Source organism: Aeromicrobium sp. Root344 (assembly GCF_001425755.1).
GTDB lineage: Bacteria > Actinomycetota > Actinomycetes > Propionibacteriales > Nocardioidaceae > Aeromicrobium.
The window spans coordinates 255,016-269,251 of sequence record NZ_LMDH01000001.1; the positions used below are offsets into that span (position 1 = coordinate 255,016).

A 14,236-nucleotide genomic window follows, 5' to 3' on the forward strand; every position below is an offset into this window, starting at 1 on the left:
ATATTTAGAGTCACCCTAAGTTTAGACTCACCCCAATGTCAACTGGTATGCTCGCGACATGACGACCGAGACGGGCCTGCGGGAACGCAAGAAGCAACAGACCAGGCAGCGCATCCAGGACTGTGCGATCGAGCTCTTCGCCAGAAGCGGATTCGACAAGGTTCCGGTCGCGGCGATCGCCCGCGCGGCGGACGTCTCCGAGGCCACGGTGTTCAACTACTTCCCGGCCAAGGAGGACCTCGTCTACGAGGGCATGGAGGCGTTCGAGAACGCCCTGATCGCCGCCGTGCGTGACCGCCCAGACGGCACCTCGGTCGTGAGTGCGTTCCGCCACTTCGTGCTCCAGCCGAGAGGCGCGCTCGCCGACAGCGAACCAGCGGGCATCGAGCGGATCGCGACCGTGGCGCGGCTCACCGCGGGCAGCCCGGCGTTGCAGGGCCGGGAGCGGCAGACGTTCGACCGGTTCACCCAGGCTCTCGCCGAGCTCGTCGCGGCCGAGCGAGGCGTACGCCCGGACGACCCCGAGGCCTGGGTCGCGGCCAATGCGCTGATGGGCGTCAACCGCGCCATGAAGACGTCGGTGCACCGCCAGGCTCTGGCTGGACAGAGCGGCCGGCGAATCGCCAAGGACGTCCTCGCGCTCGGCCGTCGCGCCCTCGACCTGCTCGAAGACGGACTTGGCACCTGACGGGTGTAGCCTCGCCGGGCGCGACCCCGCTCCTCACCGAGCAGCGGCACCTGTGGACCACCCACCGACGGAGTCGGCATGGAACAGCTTGACCTGGGCGTCATCGCCCACACTGCCAAGGAGAACGAGCGGCGGCTGCCGATCCACCCCCGGCACCTCGAGCGCCTGGCGGACGCCCAGCGCCCACACGTCTTCCTCGAGGAGGGCTACGGCGCGAACTTCAGCTGGTCCGACGACGAGCTGCGGCCGTACGTCGGCGGCATCCTGAGCCGCGCCGAGCTGATCGAGCGGTGCGACGTCATCCTGCTCACCAAGCCCCAGCCGTCAGACCTGCTGCAGATGCGTGAGGGCCAGACCCTGTGGGGCTGGCCGCACTGCGTGCAGGACCGCGCGCTGACGCAGGCCGCGATCGACCGCAAGCTGACCCTCATCGCGTGGGAGGCCATGAACCACTGGAGCGGTGACGGCAACTTCCTGCTGCACGTGTTCCACAAGAACAACGAGCTCGCCGGCTACTGCTCGGTGCTCCACGCCATGGAGATCGGCGGCCTGACCGGCAACTACGGGCGCCGCCTGAGCGCTGCGGTCATCGGTTTCGGCGCGACGGCCCGCGGTGCGGTGACCGCGCTGAGCGCGCACGGCATCCACGACGTCAACATCTTCACGCAGCGCGGCGTCGCGGCGGTCAGCGCACCGATCCACTCAGCGCACATCGTCCACTTCGACCCTGCAGCATCGCCCGCCGAGAGCCGGGCGTTCGTCGACGAGGGCTGGGTGCCGATGCCCGCCCTGCTCGCCGAGCACGACGTGATCGTCAACTGCGTCCTGCAGAGCCCCACCTCCCCCATGACGTTCCTGACCAACGACGACCTGCCGACCCTCCCGTCGGGGACGCTCGTCGTCGACGTGTCCTGCGACGAGGGCATGGGCTTCGAGTGGGCCAGGCCGACGTCGTTCGACGAGCCGACGTTCACCGTAGGCAACGGCGTGACCTACTACGCGGTCGACCACAGCCCGTCCTACCTCTGGAACTCCGCGACGTGGGAGATCAGCCAGGCGCTGCTGCCGTACGTGTCGAAGGTCCTGGCGGGGCCGGACTCGTGGGACGCCGACGAGACCCTGCGACGCGCGATCGAGATCCGCGACGGGGTCATCCAGAACCCCGACATCCTGGCGTTCCAGCACCGCTCCCCCGAGTACCCGCATCCCGCCTGATCCCGCATGCTGGAGGGCATGGACCGCATCACGACGCCCTTCGACTTCAGCTCGACCGCGGCCGAGGTCGTCGACGGCATCGACCTGACCGGGAGACGCGCCGTCGTGACGGGCGGCGCCTCCGGCATCGGCGTCGAGACCGCGCGAGCCCTGGCTGCCACCGGTGCTGAGGTGACGATCGCCGTGCGGGACCTCCAGGCCGGCGAGCAGGTCGCCACCGACATCCGTGCCTCGACGGGCCGCCCCGTCGACGTACGACGCCTCGAGCTCACCGACCTCGACAGCGTCGACGCGTTCGTCGCCGCCTGGGACGGCCCGCTCGACATCCTGGTCAACAACGCGGGGATCATGGCCACCCCGGAGACGTACACGGAGCAGGGGTGGGAGCTGCAGTTCGCGACCAACCACCTCGGCCACTTCAGGCTCACGCTCGGCCTGCACGACGCGCTCGCCGCCAGCGGTCGTGCCCGCGTCGTCTCGGTCAGCTCGAGCGCGCACTTCCGCTCGCCGGTGATCTTCGACGACCTGTTCTTCCGCTTCATGCCGTACGACCCGTGGGCGGCGTACGGGCAGTCCAAGACCGCCAACGTGCTGTTCGCTGTCGAGGCCACGCGTCGCTGGGCGGCCGAGGGCATCACCGCCAACGCACTGATGCCAGGCTCCATCGCGACCAACCTGCAGCGACACAGCGGCGGCGGCGCGCCCAACCCGCTCGCGAAGACACCCGAGCAGGGCGCCGCGACGTCGGTCCTGCTCGCGACCAGCCCCCTGCTCGAGGGTGTCGGCGGCCGCTACTTCGTCGACAACCAGGAGGCCGTCATCGTCGACCGGCCGACGAACGACATGACCGGCGTCGCGCCCTACGCGCTGGACGCGGCCAACGCCGAGCGGCTCTGGGACGTGTCCCTGGAGCTGCTCGGCGTGTGAGCCGTCATTCCGCGGCGGGACCGTAGACCAGGTGCAGGACACCCGTCCCGAACGTCGCGGACGACCGGAGCTCGAGTGGCACCTTGGCACCGTCGGCGAACAGCTTCTTGCCGCTACCGACCACGACGGGGTGCACCAGCAGGTGCAGCTCGTCGACGAGACGCTGCTCCAGCATCCAGCGCACGAGCGTCGCGCTGCCGGTCGTGCCGAGCCGCGTCTCCTGCTTGAGCGCCGTCAGCTCGGCGACCACGTCGCCGCTGATGATCGACGAGTTCTCCCACGTGGCCTCGGTCAGCGAGTCCGACACGACGTACTTGCGCGCGCCGTTCATCTGCGCCGTGAACGGGTCCTGCGGGTCGGCGGCCGGCCAGTAGGCCGCCATCTCCTCGTACGTCTGCCGGCCGAACAGCGTGGCGTCGGCGCTGCCCATGAGGGCGCCGACCGCCGCGCCCATCTCGTCGTCGAAGTAGTCGAAGTGCCACGTCTCCGGCGCCTCGATGACGCCGTCGAGCGAGATGAAGAGGCTTGCGGTGATGGATCCCATGATCGTCTCCCGGGTTGTCGCGGGCGCCGTCTCTCGGCGCCTTCACCCCTACGTCGAACGGACGCACGGCGATTCGACAACCCGGGACGAACTTTTTTTCAGCCCGCTGCTGGACCGTTGGTGTGCTCGCCCAGCAGGTCCGGCCCGATGATGTCCATCTCGACTGCCTTCTCGCCGGCGTAGCAGGTCCAGTGCAGACCCGCCGAGTCCTGGCCGATGCAGCCGCCGGCGATGTTGTCGTCGGCGTCGTTGAACGTCTCCTTGGCGCCCTTGTAGTCGGGGAGGATCTCCTTGCTGGGCGCCTTCGCGAGGGTGCAGTCGAACTCGACGTCGCTCGTCTTGGTGCACGTCGGATCGGTGTCGATGAAGATCACGCTGCTGCCCGGCATGCCTCGCTCGACCGTGTCGGGCGACAGCAGGGTGACGGCAGCGGCAGCACCGGCGCCGACGACGATGACGCCGGCGGTGGCGAACGCGGCGATCGTCGTCCGTGAACGCTGCTTGCGGCGGCGGCGCACGACGATCGATCCCGCGATCTGGGCGGTGACGGCCTGCTCGAGGTCGTCACCGATGCGGGTGAGGTCGGACTGGGTGGTGGGGTTCATGACGATTCCTTGGGGTTCGAGACGGTCTGGAGGGAGGTCCGCATGCGGGCGAGACCACGGGACACGCGGATGCGGGCCGCGGTCGGCGTGCAGTCGAGCTCTTCGGCGACCTCGTCGTACGGTCGGTCGGAGAGGACGCGCAGCTCGACGGCGACGCGTTGGGACTCGGGCAGCGTCGCCAGGGCACGCTCGAGGTCGGCGTCCATGCCGTCGACCCACGAGGTGTCGGGCGTCGCCGTCGAGCGGCCGTGCGTGACGCGCAGGGCCTGGCTGGCCTCGCTGATCAGACGGCGCTCCCGCGCGGAGCGGGACAGGACGTTGCGGGCGACGCCGAACAGCCAGGGTCCGGCCGAGCCGCCCTTCTGGTCGACGAACCGGTGCCGTGACGTCCACACCTGGGCGAACGTCTCCGCCGTGAGGTCGAGGGCGGCCTCACGGTCGGACGTACGACGGAGCAGGAACGCGTGGATCGGCTCGGCATAGCGGTCGTAGAGCTGGCGGAACGCCTGCGGGTCGTGGCCCGACGCCGCGATCAGCTCGGCGTCGGACTTCACGTGAACACTTCGATCATGGATGGTGAGACCTCCGGTCGACTGGAACATGACATCACGTACATGCCGCGGCGGGCCCGAAATGTTTCACCGTCCCGGACTCTCGTGATCTTTCGGCGTTCAACCGGCCGCAGTAGCGTCAACAGGACATCCACGACGGAAGAGGTTCACGATGCCCACACGCACCGCACGCACGGCCTGGGACGGCACCCTGCAGGAAGGTTCGGGTCAGGTCGAGCTGACCAGCTCGGGACTCGGCACGTTCCAGGTCTCGTTCCCGCAGCGGGCCTCCGACGACGGCGGCGGCGTCACCAACCCGGAGGAGCTCATCGGCGCGGCGCACTCGGCCTGCTACGCCATGTCGCTCGCCGGGCAGCTCGGCGCGCGCGACGCGACTCCGCTCTCGATGGAGATCCGTGCCGACGTGACCCTGGGGCCCGACCCCGAAGGCGGCTTCAAGCTCACCGGCATCACGCTGACGGTCCGCGGTGAGGCCGAGGGCATCGACGAGGCCGGCTTCCTCGAGGCCGCCCAGGCCGCGAAGGTCGGCTGTCCCGTCAGCAAGGCGCTTGCCGGCGTCGAGATCACGCTCGACGCCGCGATGGAGACCGCTTAGGGCGTACGGGCTACGACTTGGGAGCGTCGAGGACCTTGGAGGTCGAGGTCTTCTCCTCGCCACCATCGCGATCGGTGATCTCAAGTCGTGCCCGCAGCGGCTTCTCGGGGTTGTCGAGGCACTTGAGTGGCACCGTCATCGACAGCTGCGGTCCGCGGATGCGCATCACTGACGCGCAGGCGTACTGCTCGTCCTTGCCGTCCTTGGCCAGATAGAGCTGCGGGAACACGAATGCGCCACGCGCGTCCTGGAACGTCGTGACGCGCCACAGGACCTTGCCGTTGTCCTGGCCCAGGACGAGGCTCACCGAGTCGATCTTCTTGAGGTCGATGTCGGGGATCTCTGCGCCGATGGCGAACACGGTCGCGCCCCGGGCGACGGTCGCGGTCTTGACGGCGATCTCGTCGGGGGCGTCGCCAGAGCCCTTGAGCTTGTCCTGGGGTGCCTTGGTGCCGGCGGCCGGGGTGGTCTTGGTGGCCTTGGGCTCCGTCGGGGTGTCGTCGCCACCGCCACGGACCAACAGGACGCCGAGGATGATGACGATCACGATGCCGGCTGCCGCTGCCGGCACCACGAGCCGGTTGCGTCCAGAGAGGTTCCCAGTGCTCATCGTTCTCCACCTTCGTCGCTGATCATCGTCGTTGCGTCAGAGCGAGCCTAGAGCACGGCCGCGTGACCGATCGACCCGGCGAAACGTCTGTCTCGTACGCGATGCTGGTCCTGTGAAGCCCACCGTCCCCGGCCGTCTCCACGCCCAAGGCCTGGTCCCCCCGCGATTCGACACCGCAGCCGACGCCGTACGCCACCTCGGTTGCGTCCAGTCCCAGCTGCACGACATGGCGTTGTGGGCCGTCGCCCGTCGCACGACGGGGCTGACGCTCGCCGACGCCCAGACCGCGTTCGATCGGGGCGATTTCCTGCGCACCCACGTCCTGCGCCCCACGTGGCACTACGTGGACCCGGCCGACATCCACTGGCTCCTGGCCCTGACCGCGCCCCGCGTCCGCCAGGTCATGAACTCGAGCTGGTCCGCGCTCGGGCTCGGTCCCGAGCTCATCCAACGCGGCTCCGAGGTCATCGTCGCGGCCCTCGCCGACGGCGCGCCGCACACCCGGGCCGAGCTCGCCGACGCGCTCGAGGACGCCGGGCTGCAGGCCAAGGGCACGTTCCTCGTGCACCAGCTCATGAACGCCGAGATCAGCCTGCTGTGCGCGAACGGCCCGATGCAGGGCAAGCAGCACACCTACGTCGCGCTGCCGCCGGTCGCGGTCGACCTCACGTACGACGAGCTGCTGGCTCAGGGGGCGCGTCGCTACGCACGCGGGCACGGCGCGTTCCGGGACAAGGACCTCGCCTGGTGGACGAGCCTGACCCTGACCGACAGCCGGCGCGCGATCGAGCTGGCGGGGCTGCGGCCGCTCGACATCGACGGTGAGGCCTACTGGACGCTCGACGACGCGGTCGACGCCGACGTGCCACGAGTCATGCTGCTGTCCAACTTCGACGAGTACATCTCCTACGCCCGTGACCCCGAGGACTACGCCGGCTTCGTCGGCACGGTCGACGACGTCATGCGCGGCGCCGGGTTGCTGATGCTGGATGGCCGGTTGTCGGGCCGGTGGACCCGCACCGTCACCGCCAAGACGGTGCGGATCGTCGTCGACCAGGCGCCCCGGATCACCGCCGTCGCACGGCGAGCGCTCGACGCCGAGGCCGCGGCATTCGGCCGCTTCCTGGGCCGCGAGCCCGAGCTCGTGATCGCGGGCTGATCCATCACGTGGTCCGGCTCCACGTGATGTCTGCCACGTCGCCGCGTCCTGCCGTCAAGTTCGCGGGAATTCCGGGGCGAACCTGCCTGCAGCCGGATGGAGCGTCGCGTTACCCTGTTAACGGTAGTTTTCGCACGCGCGCCAGCACACAATTCGGAAGAGGCGATCGAGGCTGTGGCCGAGTCCTCACAAGACCATTCAACTCCTGATTTCGGCACCAACCAGTGGCTCGTCGAAGAGATGTACGAGCGATTCCGCCAGGACCCCGCTTCGGTCGACGCCACGTGGGTGACGTTCTTCCAGACCGGCGACGGCGCGGCACTGGCGGGCGGCTCCGGCAACGGCAGCTCGCCCAACGGCACCGCGAGTGCCACGGCGACGCAGGCCCCGGCCGCTGCCAAGCCCGCGGAGCCGCAGACCGAGACCACCGCCCCGAGTCCCGCGCCGACCTCGCCCAGCGCGGCGAAGCCTCCGGCGCCCAAGACCGAGCCCGTTGCCGTCACCCCGGCGCAGAGCCAGGTCGCCGCACCGGCGCACGTCGACCCGCCGGCCCCCGTCCCCCCGGTGACCGACGCCCCGACGTCCCGCGCGACCACGGTCGTCACCCCCAACGGCAAGGCCGCTGACGCGCCCAAGGCCGGACCCGGCGAGGTCGAGAACGTCGTCCTGCGTGGCGCCGCCGCCCGCACCGTCGCCAACATGGACGCGAGCCTCGCCGTCCCGACCGCCACAAGCGTTCGCTCCGTGCCGGTCAAGCTGCTGTTCGACAACCGCATCGTGATCAACAACCACCTCGCCCGTGCGCGAGGCGGCAAGGTGTCGTTCACCCACCTCATCGGCTGGGCGATCGTCAAGGCACTCAAGGCGATGCCCGAGATGAACACGGGCTTCGAGGTCGTCAACGGCAAGCCCAACCAGCTCAAGCCCGAGCACATCAACTTCGGCCTGGCGATCGACCTCAAGAAGCCCGACGGCTCGCGCACGCTGCTCGTCCCCTCGATCAAGGCTGCCGAGACGATGGGCTTCGCCGAGTTCTGGGCGGCGTACGAGTCGATGGTCCGCAAGGCGCGCGACGGCAAGCTCGAGGTCACCGACTTCCAGGGCACGACCGTCAGCCTGACCAACCCCGGCGGCATCGGCACCAACCACTCGATCCCCCGCCTCATGCAGGGTCAGGGCGTCATCATCGGCGTCGGCTCGATGGAGTACCCCCCGGAGTTCCAGGGCGCCAGCGAGCACACGCTCGCGCAGATGGCGATCTCCAAGATGATGACGCTGACGTCGACCTACGACCACCGCGTCATCCAGGGTGCGCAGTCAGGCGAGTTCCTCAAGAAGATCCACGCGCTGCTGCTCGGCGAGGAGGACTTCTACGACGAGATCTTCCGCGCGCTCAAGATCCCCTACGAGCCCATCCGCTGGGCGCAGGACATCGCGGTCAGCCACGACGACGAGGTGCACAAGCAGGCCCGCGTCCTCGAGCTGATCCACGCGTTCCGCGTGCGCGGCCACCTGATGGCCGACACCAACCCGCTCGACAACCGCCCGCGCAGCCACGCCGACCTCGACACCGCGTCGCACGGCCTGACGTTGTGGGACCTCGACCGCGAGTTCGCCACGGGATCGTTCAAGACCGACAAGCGGTTCATGAAGCTGCGCGAGATCCTCGGCATCCTGCGTGACTCCTACGCCCGCACGATCGGCCTGGAGTACATGCACATCCAGGACCCCGACGAGCGCGCGTGGTTCCAGGAGCGCATCGAGCGCCCGCACACCAAGCCGCCCCGCGAGGAGCAGCTGCGCATCCTGCAGAAGCTCAACCAGGCCGAGGCCTTCGAGACGTTCCTGCAGACCAAGTTCGTCGGCCAGAAGCGCTTCAGCCTCGAGGGCGGCGAGACCACGATCCCCGTGCTCGACGAGATCTGCGAGGCGGCTGCGGCCGACAGCCTCGACGAGGTCTGCATCGGCATGGCGCACCGCGGCCGGCTCAACGTGCTCGTCAACATCGCCGGCAAGCACGCCGGCTCGGTGTTCCGCGAGTTCGAGGGCAACATCGACCCGCGCACGGTGCAGGGCTCCGGCGACGTCAAGTACCACCTCGGCGTCGAGGGTGAGTTCACGTCCGGCACCGGTGACAAGATCAAGGTCTCGGTCGCGGCCAACCCGTCGCACCTCGAGGTCGTCGACCCCGTCCTGGAGGGCATCGCCCGCGCCAAGCAGGACCGCCTCAACCGCGGCGCCGACTACCCCGTCCTGCCCGTCCTCGTGCACGGCGACGCCGCGTTCGCCGGCCAGGGCGTCGTGGCCGAGACGCTCAACCTCTCGCAGCTGCGGGGCTACCGCACCGGCGGCACGATCCACCTGATCGTCAACAACCAGGTCGGCTTCACGACGGCGCCCTCGTCGTCGCGCTCCTCGACCTACTGCACGGATGTCGCCCGGATGATCCAGGCGCCGGTGTTCCACGTCAACGGCGACGACCCCGAGGCCTGCATCCGGGTGGCGCACCTTGCCTACGAGTACCGCCGGACGTTCCACAAGGACATCGTCATCGACCTGGTCTGCTACCGCCGCCGCGGCCACAACGAGGGCGACGACCCGAGCTTCACCCAGCCGCTGATGTACGACACGATCAACGCCAAGAAGTCGGTGCGCAAGCTCTACACCGAGGCGCTGGTCGGCCGTGGCGACATCACGTTGGAAGAGGCCGAGGCCGCGCTCAGCGACTACCAGGCCCAGCTCGAGCGCAACTTCGCCGAGGTCAAGGAGACCACGACCGATCCCGGCTACATGCGCACCCCGGACTACCCGGACAAGCCCGAGCACGCCGGTGAGCTGCTCACGGCGATCACGCCCGAGACCATGAAGGCCATCGCGGACGCCTACACCAACGTCCCCGAGGGCTTCACCGTCCACCCCAAGGTGCTGCCTCAGCTGCAGCGCCGCGCACAGTCGATCAGCGCAGGCCCGATCGACTGGGGCACCGGCGAGATCCTCGCGCTGGGGTCGTTGCTGCTCGACGGCCGGCCCGTACGCCTTGCCGGCCAGGACTCGCGACGTGGCACGTTCTCCTCGCGGTTCGCGACGATCATCGATCGTACGAACGCCAACGAGTGGACGCCGCTGGCCAACATCGGCGACGACCAGGCCACGTTCTACATCTACGACTCGCTGCTGAGCGAGTACGCCGCCCTCGGCTTCGAGTACGGCTACTCGGTCGCAAGGCCCGAGGCGCTCACGATCTGGGAGGCGCAGTTCGGCGACTTCGTCAACGGCGCCCAGTCCGTGATCGACGAGTACATCTCGGCCGGCGAGAGCAAGTGGGGCCAGAAGTCCGGCGTGGTGCTGCTGCTGCCGCACGGCCACGAGGGCCAGGGACCCGACCACACGTCGGCCCGCATCGAGCGGTTCCTCGAGCTGTGTGCCAATGACGCCATGACGCTGGCCCAGCCGTCGACGCCCGCGTCCTACTTCCACCTGTTGCGCCGGCAGAACCTCGAGAGCCAGCACCGTCCGTTGATCGTCTTCACGCCGAAGTCGATGCTGCGCAGCAAGGCCGCGGCGTCGCAGCCCGACGACTTCACGTCGGGCAAGTTCCGCCCGGTCATCGGTGACGACTCGGTCGAGGCGTCCAAGGTCGAGCGCGTGCTGGTCTGCTCGGGCAAGATCGCCTGGGACCTGTTCGCCGAGCGCGAGAAGCGCGAGTCGGGCCAGTCCCGCACCGCGATCGTCCGCCTCGAGCAGCTCTACCCGCGTCCCACCTCGGAGCTCAACGCCGCGGTCGGCCAGTTCATCAACGCCCGCGAGGTGCGCTGGGTGCAGGACGAGCCGGCCAACCAGGGTCCGTGGCCGCACGTCGCGCTGCACTACAGCGGCGAGTTCGACGGTCTCCCGCTGCTGCGGGTGTCGCGTCCGGAGTCGTCGGCGCCGTCGGTCGGTTCGCACAACCGGCACGTCGAGGAGCAGGCGACGCTGATGCAGCAGGCCTTCAGCTGATCGATGTACTTCACGGATCGCGGGATCGAGGAGCTCCAGAGCCGGCGAGGTGACGAGGAGGTCACCTTCGCCTGGCTCGCCGAGCGGCTCGTCGAGTTCGTCGACCTCAACCCCGAGTTCGAGGTGCCGGTCGAGAGACTGGCGACCTGGCTGGCCCGCCTCGACGACGATGATGAGTAGGAACGTCCGACCGCTCTGACACAGTACGACCGTGGACTTCGACCAGCCTCCCGTCGTACGCGTCTCCGGTGACGACGAGGCCGGGCTGCCGGCCCATGAGTGGCCGGTGACGATTCCCGCCGTCGCGCAGCTGCTCCGCGACGGTCTTGACCTCACGCCCGGCGTCACGTTCCTCGTCGGCGAGAACGGCTCCGGCAAGTCGACGCTCGTCGAGGCGATCGCCGTCGCCTACGGCCTCTCGCCGGAGGGCGGCAGCTCGCAGGGCGTGCACTCGACCCGGCCGAGTGAGTCCGGCCTCGACAAGGCGTTGCTGCTTCAACGCGGCATCGGCACCGGCCGCTGGGGCTTCTTCCTCAGGGCCGAGACGATGCACGGCTGGTACACGTTCCTCGAGAACAACCCTTCGTCCTACCGCGCCGACCCGAAGTTCCACGCGATGAGTCACGGGGAGTCCTTCATCGAGCTGCTCAACGTCCGGTTCGACTCCCCGGGCTTCTACTGCCTCGACGAGCCCGAGGCGGCGCTGTCGTTCCGCTCGACACTGACCCTGATCCGCGTCCTCCACGACATCGCCGAGGCCGGCGGCCAGGTCCTGTGCGCGACGCACTCCCCGGTGCTGGCGTCGATGCCCGGCGCCCGCATCCTCGAGGTCGGCGACTGGGGCCTACGCGAAGCGGCCTGGGAGGAGCTCGAGCTCGTCAGGCACTGGAAGGCGTACCTCGACGCCCCGATGCGCTACCTCCGCCACACCCTCGCAGACGACTGAAGCACCGAGATATGGATTCATCTGCACCACCGCGGAGCTCCACGTGGTGCAGCTCGATCCAAATCTCGGGGTCTAGAGCGTCAGGACGATCTTGCCGAAGACGCTGCCGTCGATGACCGAGGCGAGGCCGTCGGCGGCGTCGGCCATGGGAATCTCCCGGTCGATCAGCGGTCGGGTGCCGGTGACGTCCATGAACTGTGCCAACCGGTGCAGCTCGTCACGCGTGCCCATCGTGGAGCCGTGGACGCGCATCTGCTGGAAGAAGATCCGGGTCAGCTCGGCGTGCGACGGGGCATCGCCCGACGTCGCGCCCGCGATGACGATCGTGCCGCCCGGCCTCATCGACTTGACCGAGTGCGACCACGTCGCGGCACCGACCGTCTCGATGACGGCGTCGACCTTGCTGGGCAGCCGGGCGCCGGACTCGAAGACCTCGTGCGCACCGATCTCGAGCGCCTTGTCGCGTTTGTCCTCGTCGCGGCTGGTCGCGTAGACGCGGAAGCCGGCGGCGCGCGCCAGCGTGATGGCCGCGGTCGCGACGCCGCCGCCCGCGCCCTGCACGAGCACGGTGTCGCCCTGCTGCAGGTCGGACTGGGTGAACAGCATCCGGTAGGCCGTCAGCCACGCGGTCGGCAGGCACGCCGCCTCCGCGAACGACAGGCCGGCAGGCTTCGCGACGACGTTGCGCGTGGGCACCGCGACCTTCTCCGCGAACGTGCCCTGGTGCCGCTCCGACAGCAGCGACCGCTTGGGGTCGAGCGTCTCGTCGCCGCGCCACGACGGATCGCTGATCACGGCGTGCACCAGCACCTCGTTGCCGTCCTCGTCGTAGCCGGCCGCGTCGCAGCCGAGGATCATCGGCAGCGACTCCTCGCGCAGGCCCACACCGCGCAGGCTCCACACGTCATGGTGATTGATCGAGGCGGCCTTGACCGTCACGGTCGTCCAGCCGTCTGGCACCTCCGGGTCGGGGCGCTCGCCCACGACGAGTCCGCTCAGCGGGTCCTTGGGGTCGATCGTGCCTGCGTAGACGGCGAACATGCGGCTCCTGGTCTGAGGTGGTCAGTACGGGCGGCGAGCCAGGCCTTCACGGCGCGCGGTGTCCGTGACGGCTCGCGCCACGGCAGAGGCTACCCGCGGATCGAACGGAGACGGGATGACGTACGTCTCACTGAGGTCGTCGCCCACGAGGTCCGCGATCGCGTTGGCTGCCGCCAGCTTCATGCCCTCGGAGATCCGCGTCGCGCGGACGTCGAGGGCGCCGCGGAAGATCCCGGGGAACACCAGCACGTTGTTGATCTGGTTGGGGAAGTCCGAGCGGCCCGTCGCCACGATCCGCGCGTACTTGTGCGCGATGTCGGGGTGAACCTCGGGGTTGGGGTTGGCCATCGCGAACACGATCGAGTCGGGCGCCATCGAGGCGACGGCGGCTTCGGGGATCGTGCCGCCCGAGACGCCGATGAACACGTCGGCGCCGTCGAGCGCGTCGTCGATCGTGCCGGGCCTGGCCCACGGGGCGGTCGCCTCGGCGATGCCGGACTTGACCACGTCGAGGCCCTCACGGCCCGGATGGATGACCCCCGAGCGGTCGACGACCGCGATCTTGCGAACGCCCGCGGTCTGGAGGATCTTCATGATCGCGACACCGGCCGCACCGGCGCCGGAGATGACGACCTTGACGTCGTCGAGCTCGCGATCGGTCACGCGTACGGCGTTGATCAGCGCGGCCAGCGTCACGACCGCGGTGCCGTGCTGGTCGTCGTGGAAGACCGGGATCTCGAGCCGTTCGATCAGCTGGCGCTCGATCTCGAAGCAGCGCGGGCTCGAGATGTCCTCGAGGTTGATGCCGCCGAACGTCGGCGCGAGCCGGACGATCGTCTCGACGATCTCGTCGACGTCGGTCGTGTCGAGGGCCACCGGGATCGCGTCGACGCCGCCGAACTGCTTGAACAGCACCGCCTTGCCCTCCATGACGGGCATCGAGGCGGCCGGGCCGATGTCACCGAGCCCCAGCACTGCGGTGCCGTCGGTGATCACCGCGACGGTGTTGGAGACCCAGGTGTAGTCGTGGGCCAGGGCCGGATCGGCAGCGATCGCCTCGCAGACCTTGGCGACGCCGGGCGTGTAGGACATCGCGAGGTCCTGGGCGTTGCGCAGCGGCACCGTGGCCGCGATCGCCATCTTGCCGCCGCGGTGCAGCGCGAAGATCGGGTCGTCGGGGTCAGGCGCGTCAGTGTGCAAGTCGATGTCAGTGGCAACCATGGTGGGAATCCCTCGGGACGTTCCGTACGTTCTCATCGGGACCGATCAGGTCGCCGGCGCGGCAAGTGAGCCGCGGGGTGACGCCCGCAGGAGCGGTGTCACACGGGTTGTGCCCGG

General features: G+C 69.1%; 14 protein-coding genes. 8 read left to right on the top strand and 6 right to left on the bottom strand.

The genetic code is table 11. From position 1 onward, the window contains the following. Positions 1-58: 58 nt before the first annotated feature. The 3 genes from ASC61_RS01200 to ASC61_RS01210 all read left to right on the top strand — a co-directional run bounded on the left by ASC61_RS01200 (position 59) and on the right by ASC61_RS01210 (position 2,830). Positions 59-688 (top strand): TetR/AcrR family transcriptional regulator, encoded by a 630-nt coding sequence (locus ASC61_RS01200; protein WP_056208191.1) that lies wholly within the window; start codon positions 59-61, stop codon positions 686-688. 78 nt (positions 689-766) lie between these two features. After that, positions 767-1,903, top strand: a complete 1,137-nt coding sequence (locus tag ASC61_RS01205) for a N(5)-(carboxyethyl)ornithine synthase (protein WP_056208193.1) — start codon at positions 767-769, stop codon at positions 1,901-1,903. Between the two features lie 18 nt (positions 1,904-1,921). After that, the gene (locus ASC61_RS01210; RefSeq protein ID WP_056215120.1) at positions 1,922-2,830 is read left to right on the top strand and encodes an SDR family NAD(P)-dependent oxidoreductase; all 909 of its coding nucleotides are present in this window, start codon (positions 1,922-1,924) and stop codon (positions 2,828-2,830) included. Positions 2,831-2,834: 4 nt separating this feature from the next. On the opposite strand, the gene ASC61_RS01215 is transcribed toward ASC61_RS01210, so the two are convergent. The 3 genes from ASC61_RS01215 to ASC61_RS01225 form a co-directional block, all read right to left on the bottom strand. After that, positions 2,835-3,374, bottom strand: coding sequence for a dihydrofolate reductase family protein (locus ASC61_RS01215; RefSeq protein ID WP_056208196.1), 540 nt, complete (start codon positions 3,372-3,374; stop codon positions 2,835-2,837). Positions 3,375-3,472: 98 nt separating this feature from the next. Beyond that, positions 3,473-3,979, bottom strand: a complete 507-nt coding sequence (locus tag ASC61_RS01220) for a hypothetical protein (protein ID WP_056208199.1) — start codon at positions 3,977-3,979, stop codon at positions 3,473-3,475. Further along, positions 3,976-4,533, bottom strand: coding sequence for an RNA polymerase sigma factor (locus ASC61_RS01225; RefSeq protein ID WP_056208202.1), 558 nt, complete (start codon positions 4,531-4,533; stop codon positions 3,976-3,978). Before ASC61_RS01225 ends, ASC61_RS01220 begins: the two co-directional genes overlap by 4 nt. A gap of 169 nt (positions 4,534-4,702) precedes the next feature. On the opposite strand from ASC61_RS01225, the gene ASC61_RS01230 reads away from it, so the two are divergent. Continuing rightward, entirely contained in the window at positions 4,703-5,146 is a 444-nt protein-coding gene (locus tag ASC61_RS01230; protein ID WP_056208204.1) for an OsmC family peroxiredoxin, read from the top strand. A 10-nt stretch (positions 5,147-5,156) separates the two neighbouring features. Here ASC61_RS01230 and ASC61_RS01235 read toward each other — a convergent pair whose 3' ends face one another. Continuing rightward, positions 5,157-5,756, bottom strand: a complete 600-nt coding sequence (locus tag ASC61_RS01235) for a hypothetical protein (protein ID WP_056208207.1) — start codon at positions 5,754-5,756, stop codon at positions 5,157-5,159. Between the two features lie 112 nt (positions 5,757-5,868). Between ASC61_RS01235 and ASC61_RS01240 the strand changes: the two genes are divergently transcribed. The 4 genes from ASC61_RS01240 to ASC61_RS01250 all read left to right on the top strand — a co-directional run bounded on the left by ASC61_RS01240 (position 5,869) and on the right by ASC61_RS01250 (position 11,857). Beyond that, positions 5,869-6,915 carry a winged helix DNA-binding domain-containing protein gene (locus tag ASC61_RS01240; protein ID WP_056208210.1) on the top strand — a complete coding sequence of 349 codons (1,047 nt, stop codon included), beginning with the start codon at positions 5,869-5,871 and terminating at the stop codon, positions 6,913-6,915. Between the two features lie 240 nt (positions 6,916-7,155). Continuing rightward, on the top strand, positions 7,156-10,911 hold the full coding sequence (locus ASC61_RS01245; RefSeq protein ID WP_235503445.1) for a multifunctional oxoglutarate decarboxylase/oxoglutarate dehydrogenase thiamine pyrophosphate-binding subunit/dihydrolipoyllysine-residue succinyltransferase subunit: 3,756 nt from the start codon (positions 7,156-7,158) through the stop codon (positions 10,909-10,911). Between the two features lie 3 nt (positions 10,912-10,914). Beyond that, positions 10,915-11,091, top strand: coding sequence for a DUF6104 family protein (locus ASC61_RS20000; protein ID WP_200935367.1), 177 nt, complete (start codon positions 10,915-10,917; stop codon positions 11,089-11,091). Positions 11,092-11,122: 31 nt separating this feature from the next. Beyond that, entirely contained in the window at positions 11,123-11,857 is a 735-nt protein-coding gene (locus tag ASC61_RS01250) for an AAA family ATPase (RefSeq protein WP_056208221.1), read from the top strand. Between the two features lie 72 nt (positions 11,858-11,929). Here ASC61_RS01250 and ASC61_RS01255 read toward each other — a convergent pair whose 3' ends face one another. Next, positions 11,930-12,898 (bottom strand): zinc-binding dehydrogenase, encoded by a 969-nt coding sequence (locus tag ASC61_RS01255; RefSeq protein WP_056208224.1) that lies wholly within the window; start codon positions 12,896-12,898, stop codon positions 11,930-11,932. Positions 12,899-12,919: 21 nt separating this feature from the next. Then, positions 12,920-14,119 carry an NAD(P)-dependent malic enzyme gene (locus ASC61_RS01260; protein WP_056208226.1) on the bottom strand — a complete coding sequence of 400 codons (1,200 nt, stop codon included), beginning with the start codon at positions 14,117-14,119 and terminating at the stop codon, positions 12,920-12,922. Between the last annotated feature and the right edge of the window lie 117 nt (positions 14,120-14,236).